This is a genomic window from Shewanella sp. 1180_01 (assembly GCF_052850535.1).
On record NZ_VXCT01000024.1, the window covers coordinates 1 to 21788 of the forward strand.

Here is a 21788-nt window from a genome sequence, read left to right on the forward strand (position 1 = left end):
TGCTCTCATGTATTCACCTAAAGTCATCTACAAGGCAATAATATCACCTCTATTTAGGTGGCCAAAATTAGTGTGCCACTACAGGTGCGCAGAGGTAAAGGCACGATGGGGTGGTTTTATGGATTTAAACTGCATTTGATTGTGGATCATCAAGGCGGAATAGTGGTGCCAAAGTGACCCCTGCGAATGTACATGACACAAAACCGGTGAACGAGATTGTGCATAGTGACATGAATAAACTCTATGCAGATAAAGGGTATATCAGTAAAGCGCTGTCCAGTGAATTGCTGGAGAAAGGCGTGAAGTTGATGACAAACGTGCGTAGTAATATGAAAGAGAAGGCGATGTCGTTGTGGGATAGAGCGATGCTGTCGAGACGTTTCATCATATAAACCATCAACGACCAGTTAAAAAATATCTCTCAAATAGAGCACTCAAGACACCGCAGCGTGCATGGTTTTATGCTGAATATGATTGCGGGGCTTATAGCCTATCAATTGAAAGACAATAAGCCACAACTGAACCTCACTAACGCGGAGTTTAATGCTATTGCAGTTATGGCTCGTTAAACCGATCTCAAGTTACATAGTCATATATGGAGTTACGCATAATCAGTGGTGCCACAGCTCAAAGTGACATCGATCTGGGTGCTGAGACTAAACATATCGTTCACCTAATTCAGAAAAAAATGATGCCGACTGACTGTCAAGTTATGAAGGTGTACTTTGGCGAGCACTTACTCCAGAGCTCAAATTTGTGATTGCAACAAGTGGATATATTTTAGTGCAACTCGATTTTCTGGATCAGCTTGTAGAGCCTGATGAAATGTGGCTTTGGCGTTTGGTAAATCGTTTATATCTATCATAAATACGCCTAGTTTGATCCACGTGGATACATCATTGGGATATTTTTCTAAATAATCTAAGTACAAATTAATAGAAGCTTGAAGTTTACCTTGAATTTTTAATATATGGGCATGCTGAGGAATGTATTCATCTATCTTTTCAGCTAATCTAGCGATAGCAGATTCAGCAATTTCAATATGTCCTAGTTTTAATGCTAGTATAGATATCTGCTTTAACTCAATTTCTGATTGCAAATCGTTATCGAGCTCGATTAAAACTTGAAGGGCCTCATTATCTTTTTTCTCTAAAAGCAATTGATGACTATATGCAAGATGATAAAGACGCTTAGCGACTTCATCTTTTTTAGCTAATTCTCTTAGATTTAATGCCATCTTGACCAAGCCAGTATGATCATTGTCTCTAATAAGCACAATAATCTTTTCGAAGACATTCTCCATCGAGGCCGACTCTTTGACGTTCTCTATGTATTCCTCAGGTATGACAGTGAGTTGTTCTTGGTATTCATCGCGAACAGATTGTATAAGATGGCGATATTCTTCCAATAATTGAGCATTCTGCTTAAATTTTTGATGCTCTTGCCAATGTGGGTGATTTTCTAACCATATATTGATACGACCATGTTGTTTTTCAATACGCCAAAATCGTACTAGAGGTTCTAGAACGGCATCTTGAGATAACTCATTAATTCTATGAGTTAATCTTGCCTGACTATCATGAGCTAATTGTATTAATTGCTCTGCGATACTGATAAATGCTTTATAGTAGTTTTCGGTCATATCTAACACATGTAAAGTATCCCATTCCTCGGTCTTTTTGGTGGTTAGAAAGGCGGAAAACTCTGAAAAACCATAGGTTTTGATTAATTTAACTATTCCAGAGTGACTTTTGTTTATTTTATTATCAATAAAATCAATTTTATTGAATATTTTTTGTACCGCATGAGGTGGTTTTGTTTGATCTTTAAGTTGTTGGCTTAAATCTAAAATATCCTTAGATAAAGTGACAATATTACTAAGTGTAGTTATTAGTCCGTTTATTTCTTTTTTAGAAATAAGATTATCTTGCTTTTTATCTTCCAAACTAAAGTGAGGAACCCAGCCAAGTAACTCAAGGGGAGAGGGCTCTTCGGTCTGTAGGTTTATATGTTCTGTATTTTTATATTCCATGCCTTTCACTTTAGCGGCATTCAGTGACAGATTAATAAACTCAATTTCAGGATTTATCTTAGCTTCTACAGCTAAAGCTTCAATAGCCAATTTTAGTTGGGTAACAGTTTCAGCTTTTTCTCCTCCATAGGTATCTATCCATTCACCCATGATCCCCAAATTAGGTCCAAGGGCCGATTCAACAGAATCTTTGGTATGTGTAAAACCTGTGTTGGTGAAACATAAATCAACTCCCGTGAGTAAAATGCTTGAAAAGCCCATCTTAGTTGCCAGATGAATGGCAGCATTAGTTACTGTTGGTCCTATTGTTTCAATATTTTCTTTGTCTTCCAGTTGCCAAGGATATTTATTATCCATGAAAAGATTTTTTCCTTGCCATTGGCCTAGGAGCCTGGAATTCACATGAAAAGAGTTTACAAATAAACTGGAATTTGCAAGGGGCATCATATCTCTATTGACTTCAAAACTAAAATCATATGGATCTACTGATACGATAATATGAGGCGTGATCCCAGCTTTATACAATTTACCTGCAATACGTGATACCGCAATAATAAAGAGATGCTTAGAGTAAGATCGTATCCAGTCTATGTGATCATCTAATGAAGGGCCACCTGCAACGATAAGACAAGTATGCCCGGTGAATCTATTTGCTAATAGGGATGCTGGAAGCATATTTTCAGAAATATTTTTAAATTGTTCTTCAAAGTATTTTTGTTGGGATGAGTTTACTCTTTGCTCTAAGTAGCCAGCCTCTAGAATTTTGACAATTTGAGTATTAAGAATACTGTATTCTGGAAGGTGGCTTGATGTCGCGCCTAAGCTTCGATAATGCTTAAAGCGACTTTTAAGCATATAGACTCCATATGTATCAGAGGAGAAATTCTCTTGGAAGTCTTCATAATTATAAATAAATAATTGATTTTCTATTTCTTTGGGGATATCAATGTTGAGGAGATTGAGTACCTCATTTAATTCAACAAAAATAAAAATGCTGCCCTTAGGTATGCCTTGTTCAAGAAGGTAGTTTACCAGCAAACCAGAGTCTAATCCGGTAACGACTTGTAACATATCTTCTTTGGCGAAGTCATTTTTGAATTTTTTATCGTATTGAGTTTTTGAATCAATCGATTCAAACATACTCCGATTCACACTTGGGAGATAATATTCATTAAATCGACTGATAGAGAAAGTGTTTTGTATATTGGATTTATGTAAACTCATCAGTTCCTCGTTAAAATCGATTTTTCTATGAAAATGAATATAGTGATAAATAATTTTCTATATTTTTTAGCTACTTAAACTGCCAAATTAATCACTATACTTAACTAATTACTTAATATGTTTAATTATTTTTGCTGGTTGCCCTGCAACAACGACATAGGGCGGCACGTCTTTGGTGACCACAGAGCCCGCTCCTACTACACTATTTGCACCGATTGTTACCCCAGGTAAAATAATAGCATTGGCCCCAATCCATGCACCTCGACAGATAAGTACGGGTTCTACAGGCTTATGTCCCTGAAAGAAAATGGCTTGATTCGGATCGGCAAATTCATGGTTAGAGGTATAAATATGTACTCCAGAACCAATCAGGACAAAATCTTCGATAGTGATGTTGACCGAGTTACCGCCGTGTTCGGAGCCAAAAAGCATAGTTCCTGGTCTAAGTACGACTTCATCGCCAATACTAATATGATCACAGCAGATAGCATAACTGCCAGGTCTCATTGCACTGTTATGGCCAAATTTTGTAAATTTATTTTGGCACAACCATCTACCAAGACGCTTAGAGTGTAAAAGCAAATGAGTCAGAGGTATGTCTGGCCCAATGCGTTTTACGTTTAACCAATAGCAAAGTTTTTTTAGCATAATTTACAATGTGAACCCATCATCAATAGTGATGTTTTGCCCAGTAATATATTGAGATTGTTGTGACAGTAAAAATGTTATTGAACCAACAATATCACTCGGGGCTAACATTCCATGGCCATTTGTCGAGTCTTGATATTCCTTTAGAAATGAAGCCGGTTGGTTATCAAAAATGCCTCCAGGGCTGATACTGTTGATCCTAAAGCGGCTGTCTTTAATAAATGCCACTACGTATTTACTTAGGTGTAGTAGGGCAGATTTGATAGCGGCATATTCAACTGGCATAGTCATTGGGGTGCCTTCATATAACGAGAATTTTGGTGCTACAACACCATAAATTGATGAAATATTGACTACCGACATGGGTGATTGTTGCCTGAAAAATAGGGCTGCACATTGCTGCATAAACAGAAATGAAGAACCTAAATGTAGTGATAGATTCTCATTAAAGCTCTCTAGGCTGACCTCTAAAAATGAAGTGCCATACTGCGCATTTCGAGGATAGGCACAATTAACCGCGCCAGAAAGTTCATTAAGGCCTGAAAAAAACTGTTTCACCGCGACTTCATCTGTAATGTCTAGTTCAGCTAAGGTTAACGAATTCCCATAATCCTGAATGAGATCTTGAAACTTATGTCTCATTGCTGAATTTGAACGATCAACCGCTATTACTTTTCCGCCTTGGGTGAGTATAGATGCCGTTACTTGGGAGCCGAGCAAACCTGCGGCACCTGTGACAAGTATTGTTTTTCCCGTTAGCATAACTGTCCTTTGCTGCTTAAAATGGCTTCAGCCAGCTTAAAATCATAAATATCATCGATATCTACCGCTCTCTCTTTAGGCACGATAATATGCGCGACATTACCTGCAAAAAGATTGTTGACTCTCTGAATGTAGGTTGGTTTTGCCACATAAACAACAGTAGTAATATCATAAACTTGTGGGGCATCCTGCCGCCGATATACTTCAGTTGATGGCGCATTGACCAATTCAACATTACCTGATGCTGTTACTTTGACCATATTGAAGTATGGGCTACGATTTGCCGGAGTGGTGGAGATACAAATATCAGCCTTACAACTATTAAGCTTATTCATCGCAGATTCGACATCCTCCACACTTCGTAATGGACTTGTTGCGGGTAAACTGATGAATTGCTCAAATTCGCCATATTTATGGTTTACCCAGTCGATAGCGTGCTGCCAAGAAAGCCATTCAGTTGACTTATCTGTGGCTAAATGTGCCGGTCTGGGTATGATCTCCGCACCTGCGGCTAAACCAATGGTCGCAATTTGCTCATCGTCGGTTGAGACAAAAACTTTATCAATTTTCGCTGTTTGCAGTGCGGTTTCAATGGAATAAACAATAAGAGGTTTACCGAGTAAGTCTTTAATGTTTTTTCCTGGAAGTCCTTTTGAGCCCCCGCGAGCGAAAATAAAGGCGTATCGTGTCATTGAGTGACTCCCCACTCTGCCTGCTGCTTAATTTTTTCGATTAGGTGAATTGTTTGATGTGCGTCTATTAGAGAAGTATTTGTATGTTGTTTATGCTGAATATGGGATACAAATTCTGTCACCATATTGAGGTACATTTGGTTTTTGTTCCATTCAGGTTGTGAATATAGAACCTGAGTCCCCTCTGAATTATAGTGGCGGATTGTATTAGCGACTAAATCCCAATGTAATCTGCCTTTAGAGCCGATAAAAGTGCACTCTCGTTGAGCTTGTTTCTGAATGAAATCCATATGGATGTAGCAAACAGTGCCCTGCTGACTGGTTAAAATCAGATCTGCAATTTCTTCCACTTCCAATGCGAGTTCATTTGTCGTTCTTAGCTGTGCGTAGTTGAGTTTTAATGGACCTAATAACCAATGCAAATAATCCAATTCATGACTTAATTCTAATAGGGCACCACCACCAAGGGATTTTTGGGCAGAGACTGACTCAGAATAATGTTTATTCGGGCGCCAGTCGGGTAAGTATTGTCCTACAACTGCGGAGCAGTTATATATTTTGCCAATAAGCTCTTCTAATAATAGTTGTTTGATAACGATTGCAGAACTGAGATATCGCAGACAATACCCCACCATAACTAGACTGTTGTGACTTTGAGCAAGTGCTAAAATACGCTCCGCACTTTCTGGTTCTGCGGCTAATGGCTTTTCTATCAATACGGGAATATTGTGTGTCATTAACGTCGTGGCATGGGTTTCATGTAACGAAGCAGGGGAGGCGACAATCACCAGTTCTGGTTTGTAGTCGATTAGCTCGTTTATATTAGAGAGTACAAGATCAGCGAATTCAATTGGCTGATTTGCGACTCTTCCACTTGCAGAAAGCGCAATAATATTCGCTTGTGGGTAAAGTGCTTTTAGGTTTTGTCGATGACGCTTGGCAATGTTACCCAGTCCAATCACAGCGAGTGTATTCATTGTTCAAAACCGATAGCACAAATATCAATTTGGGCTTGTTTAAAGTCATCCATACGCCCTATATCGAGCCAATACTCATGGATAGGAAACATAAGAACTTGTCCGCCATCTGCAATTTTTTGTTCTAGCAGTGTTGGCATATCAATATGAGTGTTAGCGGGAACGCTTTTTATAATGTTTTGGTTTATAACATAAATACCGGCATTAACAAAAAATCGCTGCACGGGTTTCTCAACCATTTCTGTAATACGATTTCCTGTGCCACTAATCACACCATAGGGGATTTGGTAGTCATATTCTCGAACACACATAGTTGCATCGGCACCATTGTCGTCATGAAATTTAAGTAAGTGTTGAAAATCGACTTTAGTTAAAATATCACCGTTCATCACAATTGTGGGCAATGGTGAAAGGTCTTTTGGAAGCAGGCCGACGGCTCCACCTGTGCCTAATGGTGTCGTTTCATGGACGTAGTTAATGTTTACATTCCACCGACTACCATCTCCAAAGTACGATGCAATTTGTTCTGGCATATAGTGGGTAGAAATATAAAAATTAGTAAAACCAGCTTGAATAAAATTAAAGAGCGCAATCTCTAGCAAGGGGCGATTGCCAACCTTAAGCATAGGCTTGGGGCATTTATCAGTTAAGGGCTTTAGACGTGTTCCAAAGCCTCCCGCCATGATAAGCACTGGATTCTCATAATGCGCTTTTTGTTGTGCACTTTTTAAGGTCTCTAATCCTACAAGAATATGATCTTTAACGAGCGGAATAGATAGAACACTGTACTGTTGCATTAATTGCAGCAGTTTCTTTTTTGAGGTGTTAGGGGAAGCGGTCTTAGGATTGGTGTTCATCACTTCTGTCACAAGGGCGTCAAGTGATAGGTTATTGAGTAAACCTCTTCGAATATCACCGTCGGTGATGATGCCTAATAAACGTTCATTTTCATCAGTCACTAATGCAACTTGAAGCGCTTGTGAGTTAATCAGTTTTAAGGCATCACGAAGTGTTTTGTCAGGTGATATTGTCACTTTACTCAATATTGGTTTCATATTATGACCTTTCCTTTATATTACTGCGGTATCCATAAGTTATTGAATTATCAGCCATACATTTAGTCACTGTGGCTCCCGCCGCGATAATGCAATTTTTACCTATTGAGATACCTTGTATCACATTGGCACCCGTAGCAATATGAGTGCGTTCGCCTATATGAACTCCGCCACAAATAATTGCACCTGGGGCGATATGGCAGTCATTGCCTATATCACAATCGTGTTCAATGATTGCGCCTGAATTAATTATTGTACCTCTGCCAATGCTTGCACCCGTTTGTATGATAGACCCAGTTAAAATTTGTGCGCCAGCGCCAATAGTGGCATATGAGGATAACATCGCATGCTTAGATATTACGGATTCAAATTCATAATTAAGCTGAGTAAAGTGAGCAAATAGTTTATGGCGTAAATGTTGCCCTGGTAAGGAGCCTAAACCATTGACTAATCTAACCTCATTACAAGGGAATTGCAAAATATCATCATCAGAATCAAAGTGTTGTATATCGCTAAAGAGCGGGCTACGGCCTTTGCTGGGGCTAACCACAGCTAACAAAGTGTAACCTTGTTGCAGTAAGATTTCTGTTAATACACTGGCATGTCCGCCAGAGCCAAGCATTATGATAGGTTTAGTCATAGATCACCTCACCTGACTGGTAATCTCGCTCTGCACATGTATTGAGTTTTTGCCAATATTTGTATGGACTAGTGCCCGTTCCAGGGCGTTTGACCGCAAGATTATTGAATGAAAATAGCTCGCCCTTTTTTATGCTTGTCGTAGTTACTAAGCTTTTTCTTGCAAGGGGTAGATTTGTCAGTTCGGCGGGCTGAGGCGTTTTTATACCATTACCCATTGCACGCTCAACGGTGCGAATCGCTGTCACCATCTCCTTAAGTTCATGGGGCTCTAGTGAGGCCTTATGATCTGGACCTGGTAATTCTTTATCTAACGTAAAGTGTTTTTCAATAATGCACGCGCCCCGTGCTGCGGCCGCAATAGGAATAGTGATCCCTTGACTATGGTCTGAATACCCGACAGGTAAAGAGAAGGCCGAAGCTAAAGTGTCCATAGCCTTAAGATTGATTTGATCAAAGGGAGCTGGATATTCAGTTGTGCAATGCAGTAAGGTTAATTTTTCTTGTAATTCCTGTTGGCCTTGGGTAGATGCATAGGCGGCTTGGAAAGCTTGGAGATCCGGGGGCGTGTTGAGGGGGGATGTTAGGCCAAAGGCAATGACCCCCAATGCCGCTTCAACTTCAGCTAAGGTTGACATGCCTGTGGATAAAATAAGATCACAGCCAGTACGGGCATACTCAAGTAAGAATGGGGCATTGGTGATTTCTCCCGATGCTATTTTGAGCGTCTTGAGTTGCAGAGTATCGACAAGAAATGCCAAGCTTTCAGAATCAAATGCGGTAGATAAAAACTGGACCCCCAGTTTTTGACAATAGCGGATCAAATGCTGATGCGTTTCAAAACTCAGCTCTAAGCGACTTAGCATCGCAAGTTGCGGTTCTATTTTTTGGGTATTCGCGACCTGATAAGCGGCTTGTTGTGCGCTTTCGGTCACTAAGTTTTTAGCATTAAACGTTTGAAATTTTACTGCATCAGCCCCTGCTTTATGGGCAGCATCAATCAGCTCAATTGCTAATGCTTCGCTACCATTATGATTGACTCCCGCCTCAGCAATAATTAGCGTCATAATATTTTTATACCTTAAGATCATAAAAAGATTTGGTGGGTTTTAGGGGCGTAGTTGTCAATAGCTTAACAATGAATTGGCTCGCCTGGCCCTGTCCATATGGGTTAGCAATTGAGGTCAATTGCAGTTGCGGTAAGAGTAAAATTGCCTTATTTATCGCCGTTGTAATAGATAATGAGTCGGGTTGACAATGAATAACGCTTTGGGCTGCAAGGCGGCCTTGTTGTCTGGTACCAATATTGACGGTCGGGACATTAAATGAGGGGACCTCAATAATGCCGCTTGAAGAGTTTCCTATCACAGCGGTGGCATATTTCACACAGCTTAAATATCTGACTTGACCTAAAGACGCTATTGCTAACACTTTCCCCTTAGATTGCCGTGCATAGTCCTGAATCCAACTGATTATCTCCCTGCTGCCATTGTCTGCATTGGGATAGGTGATAATCACATTATGCTGGGGAAACTGTTCTAGGCTCGTTAGTAGAGCATTGAATGTCTCAATAGCGGGTTCATCAGCCAGCGTAACTGGATGATAAGTGACTAAAAAATATGGATGGTTTAAATCAAAATTCAAATCGGATGATAATTGTTCAGGCGTCATTAATGTACTGCGACGAATGTGATCTAAGCCAATAGCGCCAACATTGTAGACACTGTTTGGCATTTCACCCATCTGGATAACACGTTGCTTGTAGGTTTCTGTTGCCGTGCAGTGGATATGGCTGAGTTTGGTTATTGCATGTCGAAACGCATCATCATAGGCACCTTCTGTGATCTCGCCACCGTGTATGTGCAATAGGGGGATTTTTAGGATTGCTGCAGTTTGGGCGATGGCAAGCGCTTCAGATCTGTCACCTAGTATCACCAACACATCGGGTTTGAGCCTATCGAGAGCCTCGGCGTAGCCAATAATTCCAAGTCCTACACTTTTGGCTATGCCGACCGCTGAATTGGATGACAACAACATTTCGACTTTTTCATCAATGGAAAAGCCATCCCTTTCAATTTGCTCAAAGGTATTGCCAAATTCTGGCGATAAGTGGCTACCAGAGACGATTAGTTGTAGAGTCAGCGTTGCATTCTCTTGGATATCCTTAAGTAGCCAATATAGGAGTCCGTAATCTGCTCTGGTTCCGGTGAACACCGCAATTTTTTTATGCATGATGAGACCCTAACGCAATTGGAGTACTTGGAAGATTTATGAGACGGGATTCAAGCATTTCAGCATTGTCCATTGGGCCACGCATTGCATCTTTAAACATTGGCAGTTTATGCATTAATTTCCATACCGGTCGGGTCATCACACCCGCATCATTAGTCGCCTTTAATATTTCATCACGACGGCATAAATCTGGGCAAATAATTGCGTTAAGCCAATAATTAGACTTGGCATAATCGGGTTCATTTACAAATTGCCATTCGGTGTTGCTAAAGAAATCTTGGTAGTGTTGTGCCAGTGCTCGTTTTTGCTCAATAAAGAGAGGTAAGCTTTCCATTTGGGCGCAGCCAAGGGCCGCATTTAGATTGGGCATTCGATAATTGAACCCCGCCTCATCATGGTAAAACTCATAAGGATGGGGCACCTTCGCGGTTGTTGTAATGTGTTTTGCTCGCTCGCCACTGACTTTATTGCGGGCTAATAACATACCTCCGCCGCCAGTGGTGATGATTTTATTGCCATTAAAACTTAGTGCGCCAAAATCCCCCATAGTACCAGTGTGTGTTCCCTTATAGTAAGAACCTAAACTTTCTGCCGCATCTTCAATTAAGACCAGATTCCATTGCTGGCAAATCTGAAGTAATTCATCCAGTTGTGCTGGATGGCCGAAAGTATGCATCGGCAATAGCGCTTTTATTGTTTGGCCAGTTTTTTTATGGGTGCATTTTCCATGTTCATCGATAATGCCATTTTCGGCTAAATAAACGGCGACAGCTTGAGGGCATAGACTGAGACTCGTTGTTGAAATATCGATAAAAATGGGTTCAGCACCTAGATGGTATAAGGTATTACAGGTCGCCACAAAAGTGAGCGCTTGTGTGATAACCAGATCGCCGCGCTTCACATTAGCCATGTACAGGGCTGTATGCAAAGCACTCGTACCACTAGAGGTCGCAACCGCTTTAGGTGATTTGGTAAAGATTTCTATTTTGCGCTCGAAATCGTTTACGAATCGGCCAACGCTAGACACAAAAGTGCTAGTAATAGTCTCGGCCACATAAGCTTGCTCATTCCCTGGAAAAGTTGGCGCATGTAAGGGAATAAACTCATTGGTTTGATAAGTGTCGCGAATAAACTCAATCAATGACCACATTAGGTTGCTACCTTTAAAATCTAGCGAATTTACATTTTTTCATCGAGAGACTTTCCCGTTTCCCTATGGGCGAAATCGGGTAACATTAACAAAAAAAGATCCAATAACTGTTTTTTAGTCCATGATTTTTCTAAAAGCATAGCTTGAATACTTTTCTCGAAAAACGAGATTAACTTGGCATCGTACTTGAGCTCATTTTTGATAATGCCCAATTTAGCAAAGCTATCCATGTCCAGAGTCTCTTTTTCCGTGAAAAATTCCTCAAAATTCTTTTCACCTGAGGTATCACTAATACTGAAATAGCACGGCCATAACCCTTTGGCTGGTAAAGTAAATGAGAGTTCTCTAGCCTCATCTTCACTGTTACAAACATAGGCTTTATAACCACGAGTTAACAGGTAGCGGGTTGCGATATCGGCAAAGGAGATAAGGTGTTGTGACTCATCGAGCATGGGAAAGTAAATGTCTCTATTTTCACCGAAAATACACGACATCAAACAAAGCTCTCCAGACTCCTGAGGCGTCAAAAAATAGCGTTTTACATCAGTAGGTGCAACTATGGGTTGTTGTTTTAACATTCGTTGGTTAAAGCTATGCAGTAAAGAACCATCGGAAAAGGCAACGTTAGCAAACCGTGCAGTAGAAATAGCCAACTGTTCACTACCGCGCATCAAAAACATTTCCATGATACGTTTCGACGCTCCCATCATATTCACTGGGTTAGCCGCTTTATCGGTAGAAACACAAAAATATTTTTTAACCCCATTGGCAATCGATTGCTTAATCGTTTTGTCAGTATTAAGAATATTGACGTTAATCATGCGCATCAAGGTGAAGGGGTCTTTCTCGCTTCTCACATGCTTAAGTGCAGAAAGATTTAGAACATAATCATACTGGCCATCTCTAGCGATGAAAGCATCATATTCAATGGAGTCGACATCAAGGGCAAACGTTTGAAAGTCACCCGCAATATAGCCAAATGAGCTGCGTATGTCCCTGACCAGCTCGGCTAAATTATTTTCACTGATATCGACAACATGCAACTTGAGCGGAGAGCGTTTAAAGATTTCTTTAACAACCGCTTGACCAATAGAGCCAGCGCCACCGATAACGAGAAAACGTGAGTGATTGACCTCTTGATTTAATGAGGGATTATGATTGCTGATATCTGATACGAAAAGTGCGCTCTTCCTTCCTATCAATTTCAGTATGTCCGTCATTGGGGATCCTATTGGTGTTGGGGATTTATATGCCAAATTGAGTCAGAAAATATGAGTTACTGTTCAGAGAACTAACTTTTATCCTATTTTTGTATTCAACAAGATGAATCTAGTTCGACTTACGTATAAATAAAAGCAAAAAATGGACCAGATTACTATAAGTGCGGTGTTATTATGGTTTAAAAGACACTTTTAAAAGCAGAGGTAAGTCATATTCAAGACTGTCAGCCAAAGCAAGCCAGTCGTGGCGTTCTTGTTCTGCAAGCATCTCACGAAATAATTGTGCAACAGCCACTGCATTTGTTAGTTCCGGCAGCAGGGGTTTAAGCTGGTCTATACAATGAGCAAAGTCATGTGAACCATCGGCTTCATAGCCTAATCGAAACTTACTAGCAGTAGATATTAATTTCATGGTGAGTATGTCAATTGGTTTATTATTCATGACTTACACTCCTGATATGGAGCGCCATTAATGGTGGCCCCATCTAAGCTTGCGTTATAAAATGTCACATGTGGTTTAGAATAAATATAATTTTCTAATGCTAGTAAATATCCACGAAAACTAAGATCAGTTGCAACTTTTCCCCCATAACCATTCATTACCCAGTGTTTTTTTGCATGGGCTATAGATATGCCCAACTCGCCGTCTTGCCAGAAGGCATGAGTCTTATTATGCGGATAACTAAAATCGCAACCGAATAAGATAATAGTTTGACTTTTTAGGTGTACCGCTAAATCTATGGCAGGGTGAATTACGCTGCCATTAGTAAATAAGCGTAATTTAGGAGCTAGTTGGTATAACTCATCATAGACTTGGCTCAGCGAATAGGCGGCAAAACGTTGTCCAGGCCACCATTGCAATACATCCTGTCGTGACTTGGGGAAATAGACTAGTTTAACACTGGTGGGGATGTTGTCTGGTAATAGCTGTCGTGACATATGTTGATCTAGACTAACAACAATATCAGGGATAATATTTTCATTGAGTAACGCTTTTAATGCGGTGTCAACACTAATCATTAGTGGTCTAGTCGACTCTGGTAACGCCCGTTGCACCCTCAGATAGGTGTAATGTTGCTCTAATGTTGGGCCTGTAGCTATAACTAAGGTCTTATAAGGCTGGTAGTAGGAGCTTAAATCGGCAGCATCACTGTCTTTTTTTATTGTAGCAAGATTTTCTATCATCCGTTGCTTAAGCTTAGCATCAACATTGTTATGCTTTTTATTGGCATAGGTAATGTTATTATTAAATGCGAGTAAGTCACGCAGCCTAGCATTTTCATCGCTGCTCAGTAATAATTCAGGTGTAATCGCGATATAGTGTTGCGGTAATCGGTTTTGTTGAGGTTGATATTCCAGTTCTAGGCGTTGATCGCTTAACCATTCTCTTTGATCGGTGTAAGTCAATAATAGGGCAAACAGATTCACGTTAAGCAGACATATGTTAATGTGTTTTATAGTAGAGTTTTGTACGAGAATTGTGGGTACATCACCCATACCGACGCCATAAACCGTGGCCCTGCTATAATTTCTTGGCAATTGACCAATTAAAAGCTGTGCTTCTGCAATACGGTTATGACGACTACTTAACTGGATACCATTAATGCTAATAGTTTGCTCACGACCTTGCACTAAATGGGCATTTAAATCTGAGACTGAAGCAGTGTTGAGTACCTGACTTAGTAATGGCCAACGTCTGTTTATAACTTCTAAATTGTCATCAAAAAGTACAGTCATTAACGGTATCCTTGAAAGTATTTTTAAATTATCAAGAGAAGCCTGCGAACTGGTCTCTCCACAGGGACTCGAACCCCGATCGGCCGCTTAGGAGGCGGCTGCTCTATCCTGTTGAGCTATAGAGAGACGACAGTGATTATACTGGTTTTATCTCTGATTAAAAGGCTTATGATTTAGTTGCTTAAATCTTAAGCGCTATGTCGTTTATCTGCACATTGTAGGCTGCATTTTGGTCTAAAAGTACTGCTGTAGAGCTTTCTTCACTCACTTGTTCGATTTTTACCGTGGCTCGGCTTTTGGTTGCGACGGCGCGCATTTCATTCAGTCGATCGGGTAGGTTTTGCTGTAATACGACTTGGAATTTATCCCCGACACGAATGCCATGTTTACGGCCGAGATTTAAAATGAACCTGTCCGCTTGGCGGCTCACGACTTGGCCGAGTAAGGGTCTGCAATTGAGAGTACTGTCCAAATCGTGGGTAGCCTGTTGCATTAATTTAGTAATATTTTTGCCATAGGATGATCGCCAGAATCTGTCCGTATTCGGGGCAATAATGGCTTGTTCTTCAAATTCCCATGGCGCCGATGTGCTGTAGCTTTTACTCCAAACTTCTTCGCCACTGATCCCATGATAGAGGCTAAGTTTGAACTGGAATTGCCTGAGTGGAGCTTCATCCCAAAATCCTAGGAAGGTTGGCTGCACTGGCTCCATTGAGATATCCATAATTTGTGGTTGGAGGATATATTGGCTGTCGGTAATTTCACTAAGCCAGCTTGGGAGTCGATAACCGCGAATATCCACTAGATCTTGTTTAATATCGAGCAGTTCTTTAGCATGAGTGTGGCTAAAACCTGTGGAAGAGTAATCTTCTATAACACTGCCTAATTTTTCTGAGATCACTTCTTCAAAGCCTGAAAGCTGCCCGTATCTGAGCTGAGTACGATCTTTGATTTGTGCTTGAGGGATTAGAATCGCAGCCTTTAATTGTCCATTTGGACACTGCTGCGTAGGATCATCATTTAGATCGAGTCGTAGGGACACATAAATTTTGTTTCCCTGGATTCGTTCGCTAACAAGTTGGATGCTGATGGCTTGGGCGTTGCGATTTATCGCGAAGTTATTCTGTGTAAGGTTTCCGTTAGAGGTTTGTTGTTCACTGGAGATTTGAATGCCTGTGCTTAATGTCGCGTAGCTAACGGCTTGATTAATCGCTTCTTCCCTTGCTTGAGCCGTATTACCATTGATAATAGTCGCTTCACCACTGGCTTCTATCCATTCGGCCCGAGTAGGCAAAGACAGCAGTGCAAGGCTCAAAATGATGAGCGAAGCTGAACGTGGTATGTGCATCAATACAATCCTTATCGCTAAGCTATTGGCGAGCTTGCTAATCGAGCCAGTTTCCTGACACTTAATCTAATATACCGACAAAGCAAATTTCATGCCTGACTAACGAGAGTTTTCGATAAAGTTTCCATTGGCGCAGTCGATATACAGCGTATGAGCATAATATTGTCGGGCTGGAGCAATTTTGGTCCGAAGATTGCTGGCTTTTGTTACTCACAAAAATGAAACGCATAGAGTGTGAGTGATTTAATTGCCAGTACACCCACAGATGAGGTAAATCCAATGCTAAAGCGTGTGATTATTCCCTTAACATTACTGATGTTAGGTGGATGTGTGGCTAAATCGGTTACACCGCCCAAGCCGAGTTTAGTGGATGGCAATGGGTTGCCGCCAACGGCAGTGATCAACCATTTAGCACAGCGAATTGTGACAGAGCTCGTTAAGCAAAATGATGCTCTGCGTTCTGATCAACCAATTGTCGTCGCCACCCCAGTATTAGTGGGTGACATGAATGGCACAAATGCGTTGGCGCAGCAGTTACAGCAAGGATTAATGACGTCGCTCCATAGCTTTCAGTTTAATGTGGTTGATTTAAATTTAGCAGATGGCTTGAGAGTGACGGCTAATGGGGATTTTATTTTGACGCGAGATTGGCAACAATTGTCGAAAAATCTTCCCGTTGAGCATCTTGTCGTTTCGACTATGAGCCCAGTTACCAATGGTATGGCGATCAATACTCGGATTGTGAACATAAGTAACAATCGTGTGGTATCGGCCTCTCAAACTTTTGTGACTCAAAAAGAGTTGGCAAACTACATGCAGCCTTCGGAGCAAATTGTGTCACAAAATGGCATCTTATATCGTCAGGCGAGTCCAGGCATGAATGAAGTGCGTGTTTTAGGAGATGGAAAATGAAACGCTACCTTTTAGTTATTGCGGCGCTAATGCTAACTGGCTGCGCTGCTAAAGATAGATATGTGCAATGGGAAGATGTGCCTCCGCCGAGTTTTCCTAAGTTAACGGCCATAGGATATGCGCCCTTAGCGACTCAACCGGCTAAAGAGCAATCACAAAGAGTGTTGATGGCCATGCAAGCATCAAAAATTGTGGCCTATCGTGAATTAGCAGAACAAGTTTATGGGCAGAAAATAACGGCAAACAGCAGTGTCAGTGATTGGATGTTGACGGACGATAATGTTAAAGCGTCGGTTTCTGGCGTGATCCGTGGGGCGCGGGTCGTTAAGAGTTATCCGGCTGGCGATCATTATGTCACTGAGTTAGAACTGGATTTTTCACAGGTATGGGCGCTGTATCAACAACAGAGTCGTCCACAGCGAGTGAAAGAAGTCACGTATTTCTAGTCATTTCTACATGACTCTATTGAGCCGCGTACTATACGAGTAGTTATGCGGCTTTTCTTTTTCTGCACAAGTATCAAAGTCTAATCTTTAATCGCAGAGCTTAGAAGCGGGAAATACAGAGTAGGAATTGATGCGCCTGTTAGGCCTTTAAATCATTGCCTAAACTTGAGATAGTTGAGGTCTTGCCTTTATCGTTATACGTAAGGCTGGAGGCGTTTCTGCTGGCTTGTAAAGCTTGAGCGAAGCGATTGAGACTGGCTAAATTCATCTCAATTAAACTGGCATTTTGATCGTTCAGTTCTTTGCATTCAGTTAATGCGTCTTTGACAACGGCCATTTTATGCACGAGTTCACTTTGCTGAGTGAGTTGAGACTTATCAGTGTGGTTTGCCAGAATATCGTCATTAGTCTTGAGTTCTTTCAGACATTGTGATTTTTCGTTAGCAAGAGAAAGCAGTAAATCGGCGTTTTGGTCAACCAAAGCGCCTTTTTCCTTGAGTATGATTTGCTTAAGAACAGCCAAATGGGCGTGTTGTAGATCTACCAGTTTAGCTATTTCAGTCATAGTTACTCTTTATTCAAGTCATTAAGTTCGGCTTCAAAACTTGCAATATTGGCAGCCAACTTTTCAGGGTCAATTTTATAGCGGCCTTCGGCGATAGCCTGTTTAATTTCGGCCACTTTCTTTTGATCAACTTCAGGAAGGCTCGCCATTTTAGTCTGAGCTCCTTGAAGTTGTTGCGCTTGCGCTGTAATCACCACTGAGTCGCTTCTTTGTGGTGTTGTCGATTTTGTGGCAACTTGAGCAGATTGATCGCTGCTAGTTTTAGTTGCACCTGAACGAACTTGTGTGGTCGTTGCAGTGTTGAGTTTGCTAATATCAATTGCCATTTTCGGCTCCAGCGTCGTGTGTACGGGATTTCTTAACTGGGGTATCGGCAGCTTATAAAAAAGCTTTAGATTATTTTACATTCTTACTTCAACTTCGCCAATGCCCGTGACTATAGCATCTAGTTCTTTGTTTGAACTGCTATTTTTGACTCTGATCCGATCGCCTTTATTGCCATCTTGTAGGGCTTCGCCCGCAGTTTTAAGTTCGAATGAGTTAGAACGAACATAAATAGATACCGAGTCGTTTTTACACACGAAGCATAAGTTATTGCTCAATATAGGATTATCCTTCGAGACGCGTCGTTTGACTCGCACACCAGCTAATTTACTTGGGTCATCAAATTCAGCGCCTCGTAAACTATTTTGCTCAATGTAACGGATTTCAACTTGGCTAGGGGAGATGAGTTCGCCAGGCGCTAAGGTTTCAGTTGTGACAACAACGGGGAATAAAATATCCACTCTAACCGAGATATAAATTTGCCAAGGGTAAGCGAGCTCTTGAGTATCACAGCTGACTTTTAGGGTGTTATTACGGCTAATTTCCCTGTCACTAGCCAATTCAACCTTAATCGGCGACGAGCATTGTGACGGCAGCATTCTTGCGTCAACTATTTGCGGCGAAATATCGACTTTGGCATTCGCTGGCACGGATATCTTTTCTGAAATAAGCGCTTTAGCTAATTCTGAGATGGCCGATACGGTGGGAACAATAGGCTCTGCACTCGCAAAAGCGGGCATGAAGAGGGCGAAAACACTAAAAAAACAGACTAAATTTACTTTCATAATGAAGAGACTAGCTTGTAACGCCAGAATGCACCTATACTTTTATCAAGTTCGAAGCTGACCACTGTAATAATAATTTGCATCACTGTCAGAAGATTGACTCAGTTTCGACTATGTTTATCGATAGATAAGACGTAAGCAATTAATATGCCTATACTCAAACGAGTCATAGGGCCGTACATAAACAGAACAACAAGGCAGAGTTATGTCGAGTATTCTTGATTCAGTCAACAAACGAACCCAGCTCGTTGGTCAAAACCGTTTAGAATTGCTGCTTTTTAAATTAAACGGTCGTCAACGGTTTGGGATTAACGTGTTTAAGGTGAAAGAAGTACTGCAGTGCCCGCCACTGACAACTTTGCCTAAACTTAATCCTTATGTTAAAGGTGTCGCGCATATTCGCGGTACGACTATTTCAGTTATTGATCTGAGTGCGGCAACAGGTGGTAGACCTTTAGCGAGTACTGAAAACTGTTTCATCATTATTTCTGAATATAACCGTAGCGTTCAAGGTTTCTTGGTCAGTTCTGTTGAGCGGATTATCAACATGAATTGGGAAGCGATTATGCCTCCGCCGCAAGGTGCCGGTCGTTATTCTTATCTGACGGCTGTAACTGAGATAGAAGGTGAATTGGTTGAAATTCTCGACGTAGAAAAAATCTTAGATGAGATTTCACCGGTTAAAACCGCTATCAGTGAAGAAGCCAATGAAAAACTGACCCTCGACAGAACACAGCATTACCATATTATGGTTATCGATGATTCTGCCGTGGCGCGTAAGCAAATTATTCGTTCACTCGAGTCATTGAACTTACAAATTGATACCGCAAAAGATGGTCGAGAAGCATTAGATAAGCTTAAAGAAATCGCCAAAGAAATGGACAATGTTGCCGATGAAATCCCTCTCATTATCTCAGACATTGAGATGCCTGAAATGGATGGTTATACCCTGACCGCTGAGATTCGAGACGATCCTAAGCTCAAGCATATTAAAGTGGTACTGCACACGTCGTTAAGTGGTGTATTCAATCAGGCAATGGTTCAAAAAGTGGGGGCCAATGACTTTATCGCTAAGTTTAATCCCGACGAACTGGCTGCTGCCGTGAATAAACACTTAAGTTTGTAAGTGCAGTAGTTAGTACCTAGATACGCTTTACGCTATAATCTCGACTTTATAACATGATGGTTTCGCACTGATTTTGGTGCTTGCTATAGGATTTAGGATGTGAATGTGCCAAATAAATCACTCGCTGAAGCTGAATATAATCAATTTAGGTTGTTCTTAGAGCAACACAGCGGCATCGTACTGGGTGAAAATAAGCAATATCTGGTGCGCAGTCGTCTAGCTCCTCTGATGGGGAAATATAACCTGCCATCCTTATCCGATGTGGTTAAGCATTCGATGAAGCCAACGGAACGTGCGCTTCGGGCTGAAGTGATCGATGCTATGACGACCAATGAAACCCTCTGGTTTCGTGATCGTTATCCATTTGAGTTATTGCATAACGTTTTATTACCTGAGTATAGTCGTTTAGGTCGTCCACTTAAGATTTGGTCGGCAGCGTGTTCGTCCGGGCAAGAACCCTATTCATTGGCGATGACGATTCTTGAGTATCAACAGAAGAAGCCTGGTGCGCTTGCGGGGAGTGCGTCAATTCAAGCCACGGATTTATCACCTTCCATGTTGGAACGTTGCAAAAATGCTGAGTACGATAGTTTGGCACTAGCGCGCGGTTTATCCGAAGAGCGTAAGCGTCAGTTTTTTGATGCTTTACCTTCAGGCAATATGAAGTTAAAGGATAATGTTAAGCGTTTGGTGAACTTTAGAGCACATAACCTGCTTGAGAGTTATAGCTTACTTGGTAAGTTCGACATTATTTTTTGCCGCAATGTGCTGATTTATTTTGCGCCTGAGGCAAAGGCAAAAATTTTGCGGCAATTCGCTGCCGCTCTTAATCCCAAAGGGATCTTATTTCTTGGTGCTTCTGAATCTATAGCTGGTTTAACGGATGAGTTTGACATGGTCCGTTGTAATCCAGGGATTTATTACCAGAAAAAGACTTAAGTCTGCTGCTTTAAAGAAAATTACCGACATTTGTCGGTAATTTTTTACCCATCACTTGCTCATCCCTATTGTTATTCTCATTATTCCCCTATGTTGGCACATGAATTGCTTTATTTCCGTGAGTAACACGAGGAGGCAATTTTATGGCGATCAATTTTGATAATGCACTGGGTGTGCATCAGTACACTCTCGGTATTAGAGCGCAGCGAGCTGAAGTCATTTCGAGCAATATCGCTAACGCCGATACGCCACATTATAAAGCCCGTGATGTTGATTTTTCTGCGGCAATGCAGGCCGCCCGTGGCCAACAACAGCAGCGTAATAGTCTTGAAATGCAAGAGTCAGACAAGCATTTTGGTCTTGCTGAGTTGACGGGTCAATTTGTTAAGTTCCGTGTGCCAAATCAACCCGATACCGGTGATGGCAATACCGTTGATATCCAACAGGAACAATCGGCATTCATGCAAAATGCCCTTGAATATCAAATGTCATTAGGCTTTTTAGACAGTAAGTTTAGTGGCATGAAGAAAGCGCTGAGAGGGGATTAATCATGAGTTTATTTAGCATATTTGATGTTGCTGGCTCTGGAATGTCGGCTCAATCGGTCAGGTTGAACACCACGGCGAGTAACATAGCTAACGCTGATTCCGTCTCGAGTAGCGTAGATAAGACCTATCGTTCCCGTCATCCTATTTTTGAAGCTGAAATGGCTAAAGCTCAAAGCCAGCAACAAGCCTCTCAAGGTGTTGCGGTAAAAGGTATTGTTGAAAGTGATAAACCACTGCTAAAAGAATATTCGCCCGATCATCCAATGGCGGATGCGGACGGCTTTATTTATAAACCGAATGTTAATGTCATGGAAGAAATGGCAGATATGATTTCTGCTTCGCGCTCATATCAAATGAATGTTCAAGTCGCTGAAGCAGCTAAGTCTATGCTGCAACAAACACTTGGGATGGGTAAATAACATGTGTT

At 41.3% G+C, this 21788-nt stretch carries 23 protein-coding genes, 1 tRNA gene and 1 pseudogene; 7 read left to right on the plus strand and 18 right to left on the minus strand.

Features of this window, described 5'->3' with window-relative positions; all coding sequences use genetic code 11:
* Positions 1-90 precede the first annotated feature (90 nt).
* Positions 91-569: pseudogene (locus FW758_RS13380) on the plus strand (IS982 family transposase); the annotation flags it as partial.
* A 179-nt stretch (positions 570-748) separates the two neighbouring features.
* Here the strand turns inward: FW758_RS13380 and FW758_RS13385 are convergent.
* From FW758_RS13385 to FW758_RS13455, 15 genes are all read right to left on the minus strand, one after another.
* Positions 749-3256, minus strand: a complete 2508-nt coding sequence (locus FW758_RS13385; protein WP_446445645.1) for a 6-hydroxymethylpterin diphosphokinase MptE-like protein — start codon at positions 3254-3256, stop codon at positions 749-751.
* A 108-nt stretch (positions 3257-3364) separates the two neighbouring features.
* Positions 3365-3904, minus strand: a complete 540-nt coding sequence (locus FW758_RS13390) for an acyltransferase (RefSeq protein WP_413490993.1) — start codon at positions 3902-3904, stop codon at positions 3365-3367.
* Between the two features lie 3 nt (positions 3905-3907).
* Complete coding sequence (locus tag FW758_RS13395) at positions 3908-4666, minus strand: oxidoreductase (RefSeq protein WP_446445646.1); 759 nt, start codon at positions 4664-4666, stop codon at positions 3908-3910.
* A complete protein-coding gene (locus tag FW758_RS13400) occupies positions 4660-5358 on the minus strand; it encodes an acylneuraminate cytidylyltransferase family protein (RefSeq protein WP_446445647.1) in 699 nt (232 codons plus the stop codon). The genes FW758_RS13395 and FW758_RS13400 overlap by 7 nt, the downstream gene beginning before the upstream one ends.
* Positions 5355-6335 (minus strand): Gfo/Idh/MocA family protein, encoded by a 981-nt coding sequence (locus tag FW758_RS13405; RefSeq protein ID WP_446445648.1) that lies wholly within the window; start codon positions 6333-6335, stop codon positions 5355-5357. Before FW758_RS13405 ends, FW758_RS13400 begins: the two co-directional genes overlap by 4 nt.
* Complete coding sequence (locus FW758_RS13410; RefSeq protein WP_446445649.1) at positions 6332-7390, minus strand: nucleotidyltransferase family protein; 1059 nt, start codon at positions 7388-7390, stop codon at positions 6332-6334. Before FW758_RS13410 ends, FW758_RS13405 begins: the two co-directional genes overlap by 4 nt.
* Before the next feature lies 1 nt (position 7391).
* Positions 7392-8030 carry an acetyltransferase gene (locus FW758_RS13415; protein WP_446445650.1) on the minus strand — a complete coding sequence of 213 codons (639 nt, stop codon included), beginning with the start codon at positions 8028-8030 and terminating at the stop codon, positions 7392-7394.
* Positions 8023-9096 (minus strand): N-acetylneuraminate synthase, encoded by a 1074-nt coding sequence (gene neuB / locus FW758_RS13420; protein ID WP_446445651.1) that lies wholly within the window; start codon positions 9094-9096, stop codon positions 8023-8025. Before neuB ends, FW758_RS13415 begins: the two co-directional genes overlap by 8 nt.
* Before the next feature lie 7 nt (positions 9097-9103).
* Positions 9104-10261 (minus strand): UDP-N-acetylglucosamine 2-epimerase, encoded by a 1158-nt coding sequence (gene neuC / locus FW758_RS13425; RefSeq protein ID WP_446445652.1) that lies wholly within the window; start codon positions 10259-10261, stop codon positions 9104-9106.
* Positions 10254-11411: a LegC family aminotransferase gene (locus FW758_RS13430; RefSeq protein ID WP_446445653.1), complete on the minus strand. Its 1158-nt coding sequence runs from the start codon at positions 11409-11411 to the stop codon at positions 10254-10256. The genes neuC and FW758_RS13430 overlap by 8 nt, the downstream gene beginning before the upstream one ends.
* A gap of 29 nt (positions 11412-11440) precedes the next feature.
* Positions 11441-12631, minus strand: coding sequence for a UDP-N-acetylglucosamine 4,6-dehydratase (locus FW758_RS13435; RefSeq protein WP_446445654.1), 1191 nt, complete (start codon positions 12629-12631; stop codon positions 11441-11443).
* Between the two features lie 172 nt (positions 12632-12803).
* Positions 12804-13073 (minus strand): hypothetical protein, encoded by a 270-nt coding sequence (locus FW758_RS13440; RefSeq protein WP_446445655.1) that lies wholly within the window; start codon positions 13071-13073, stop codon positions 12804-12806.
* Entirely contained in the window at positions 13070-14368 is a 1299-nt protein-coding gene (locus FW758_RS13445; protein ID WP_446445656.1) for a motility associated factor glycosyltransferase family protein, read from the minus strand. The genes FW758_RS13440 and FW758_RS13445 overlap by 4 nt, the downstream gene beginning before the upstream one ends.
* 50 nt (positions 14369-14418) lie before the next feature.
* Positions 14419-14494: transfer RNA gene (locus FW758_RS13450), tRNA-Arg, on the minus strand.
* A 55-nt stretch (positions 14495-14549) separates the two neighbouring features.
* The gene (locus FW758_RS13455; protein WP_446445657.1) at positions 14550-15716 is read right to left on the minus strand and encodes a flagellar assembly protein FlgT; all 1167 of its coding nucleotides are present in this window, start codon (positions 15714-15716) and stop codon (positions 14550-14552) included.
* Positions 15717-15995: 279 nt separating this feature from the next.
* Here FW758_RS13455 and FW758_RS13460 point away from each other — a divergent pair, with 279 nt between their 5' ends.
* Complete coding sequence (locus FW758_RS13460; protein WP_006085650.1) at positions 15996-16628, plus strand: FlgO family outer membrane protein; 633 nt, start codon at positions 15996-15998, stop codon at positions 16626-16628.
* On the plus strand, positions 16625-17074 hold the full coding sequence (locus tag FW758_RS13465) for an LPP20 family lipoprotein (RefSeq protein WP_006085649.1): 450 nt from the start codon (positions 16625-16627) through the stop codon (positions 17072-17074). Before FW758_RS13460 ends, FW758_RS13465 begins: the two co-directional genes overlap by 4 nt.
* Before the next feature lie 139 nt (positions 17075-17213).
* Here FW758_RS13465 and FW758_RS13470 read toward each other — a convergent pair whose 3' ends face one another.
* From FW758_RS13470 to flgA, 3 genes are all read right to left on the minus strand, one after another.
* Positions 17214-17639, minus strand: coding sequence for a flagella synthesis protein FlgN (locus FW758_RS13470; RefSeq protein ID WP_006082434.1), 426 nt, complete (start codon positions 17637-17639; stop codon positions 17214-17216).
* 2 nt (positions 17640-17641) lie between these two features.
* Positions 17642-17965 (minus strand): flagellar biosynthesis anti-sigma factor FlgM, encoded by a 324-nt coding sequence (gene flgM / locus FW758_RS13475; RefSeq protein WP_006082433.1) that lies wholly within the window; start codon positions 17963-17965, stop codon positions 17642-17644.
* A gap of 75 nt (positions 17966-18040) precedes the next feature.
* Positions 18041-18748 (minus strand): flagellar basal body P-ring formation chaperone FlgA, encoded by a 708-nt coding sequence (gene flgA / locus FW758_RS13480; protein ID WP_446445658.1) that lies wholly within the window; start codon positions 18746-18748, stop codon positions 18041-18043.
* A 205-nt stretch (positions 18749-18953) separates the two neighbouring features.
* Between flgA and FW758_RS13485 the strand changes: the two genes are divergently transcribed.
* From FW758_RS13485 to flgC, 4 genes are all read left to right on the plus strand, one after another.
* Positions 18954-19874, plus strand: coding sequence for a chemotaxis protein CheV (locus FW758_RS13485; RefSeq protein ID WP_006082431.1), 921 nt, complete (start codon positions 18954-18956; stop codon positions 19872-19874).
* A gap of 99 nt (positions 19875-19973) precedes the next feature.
* Entirely contained in the window at positions 19974-20813 is an 840-nt protein-coding gene (locus FW758_RS13490) for a CheR family methyltransferase (protein ID WP_006082430.1), read from the plus strand.
* 143 nt (positions 20814-20956) lie between these two features.
* On the plus strand, positions 20957-21361 hold the full coding sequence (gene flgB, locus FW758_RS13495) for a flagellar basal body rod protein FlgB (protein WP_006082429.1): 405 nt from the start codon (positions 20957-20959) through the stop codon (positions 21359-21361).
* 2 nt (positions 21362-21363) lie between these two features.
* The gene (flgC, locus tag FW758_RS13500; protein ID WP_006085646.1) at positions 21364-21780 is read left to right on the plus strand and encodes a flagellar basal body rod protein FlgC; all 417 of its coding nucleotides are present in this window, start codon (positions 21364-21366) and stop codon (positions 21778-21780) included.
* Positions 21781-21788 lie beyond the last annotated feature (8 nt).

Excerpts from the sequence above, each read along its gene's own strand:
- FW758_RS13385 (WP_446445645.1), bottom strand. The coding sequence starts at position 3,256 with ATGAGTTTACATAAATCCAATATACAAAACACTTTCTCTATCAGTCGA.
- FW758_RS13390 (WP_413490993.1), bottom strand. The coding sequence starts at position 3,904 with ATGCTAAAAAAACTTTGCTATTGGTTAAACGTAAAACGCATTGGGCCA.
- FW758_RS13395 (WP_446445646.1), bottom strand. The coding sequence starts at position 4,666 with ATGCTAACGGGAAAAACAATACTTGTCACAGGTGCCGCAGGTTTGCTC.
- FW758_RS13400 (WP_446445647.1), bottom strand. The coding sequence starts at position 5,358 with ATGACACGATACGCCTTTATTTTCGCTCGCGGGGGCTCAAAAGGACTT.
- FW758_RS13405 (WP_446445648.1), bottom strand. The coding sequence starts at position 6,335 with ATGAATACACTCGCTGTGATTGGACTGGGTAACATTGCCAAGCGTCAT.
- FW758_RS13410 (WP_446445649.1), bottom strand. The coding sequence starts at position 7,390 with ATGAAACCAATATTGAGTAAAGTGACAATATCACCTGACAAAACACTT.
- FW758_RS13415 (WP_446445650.1), bottom strand. The coding sequence starts at position 8,030 with ATGACTAAACCTATCATAATGCTTGGCTCTGGCGGACATGCCAGTGTA.
- neuB (WP_446445651.1), bottom strand. The coding sequence starts at position 9,096 with ATGACGCTAATTATTGCTGAGGCGGGAGTCAATCATAATGGTAGCGAA.
- neuC (WP_446445652.1), bottom strand. The coding sequence starts at position 10,261 with ATGCATAAAAAAATTGCGGTGTTCACCGGAACCAGAGCAGATTACGGA.
- FW758_RS13430 (WP_446445653.1), bottom strand. The coding sequence starts at position 11,411 with ATGTGGTCATTGATTGAGTTTATTCGCGACACTTATCAAACCAATGAG.
- FW758_RS13435 (WP_446445654.1), bottom strand. The coding sequence starts at position 12,631 with ATGACGGACATACTGAAATTGATAGGAAGGAAGAGCGCACTTTTCGTA.
- FW758_RS13440 (WP_446445655.1), bottom strand. The coding sequence starts at position 13,073 with ATGAATAATAAACCAATTGACATACTCACCATGAAATTAATATCTACT.
- FW758_RS13445 (WP_446445656.1), bottom strand. The coding sequence starts at position 14,368 with ATGACTGTACTTTTTGATGACAATTTAGAAGTTATAAACAGACGTTGG.
- FW758_RS13455 (WP_446445657.1), bottom strand. The coding sequence starts at position 15,716 with ATGCACATACCACGTTCAGCTTCGCTCATCATTTTGAGCCTTGCACTG.
- FW758_RS13460 (WP_006085650.1), top strand. The coding sequence starts at position 15,996 with ATGCTAAAGCGTGTGATTATTCCCTTAACATTACTGATGTTAGGTGGA.
- FW758_RS13465 (WP_006085649.1), top strand. The coding sequence starts at position 16,625 with ATGAAACGCTACCTTTTAGTTATTGCGGCGCTAATGCTAACTGGCTGC.
- FW758_RS13470 (WP_006082434.1), bottom strand. The coding sequence starts at position 17,639 with ATGACTGAAATAGCTAAACTGGTAGATCTACAACACGCCCATTTGGCT.
- flgM (WP_006082433.1), bottom strand. The coding sequence starts at position 17,965 with ATGGCAATTGATATTAGCAAACTCAACACTGCAACGACCACACAAGTT.
- flgA (WP_446445658.1), bottom strand. The coding sequence starts at position 18,748 with ATGAAAGTAAATTTAGTCTGTTTTTTTAGTGTTTTCGCCCTCTTCATG.
- FW758_RS13485 (WP_006082431.1), top strand. The coding sequence starts at position 18,954 with ATGTCGAGTATTCTTGATTCAGTCAACAAACGAACCCAGCTCGTTGGT.
- flgB (WP_006082429.1), top strand. The coding sequence starts at position 20,957 with ATGGCGATCAATTTTGATAATGCACTGGGTGTGCATCAGTACACTCTC.
- flgC (WP_006085646.1), top strand. The coding sequence starts at position 21,364 with ATGAGTTTATTTAGCATATTTGATGTTGCTGGCTCTGGAATGTCGGCT.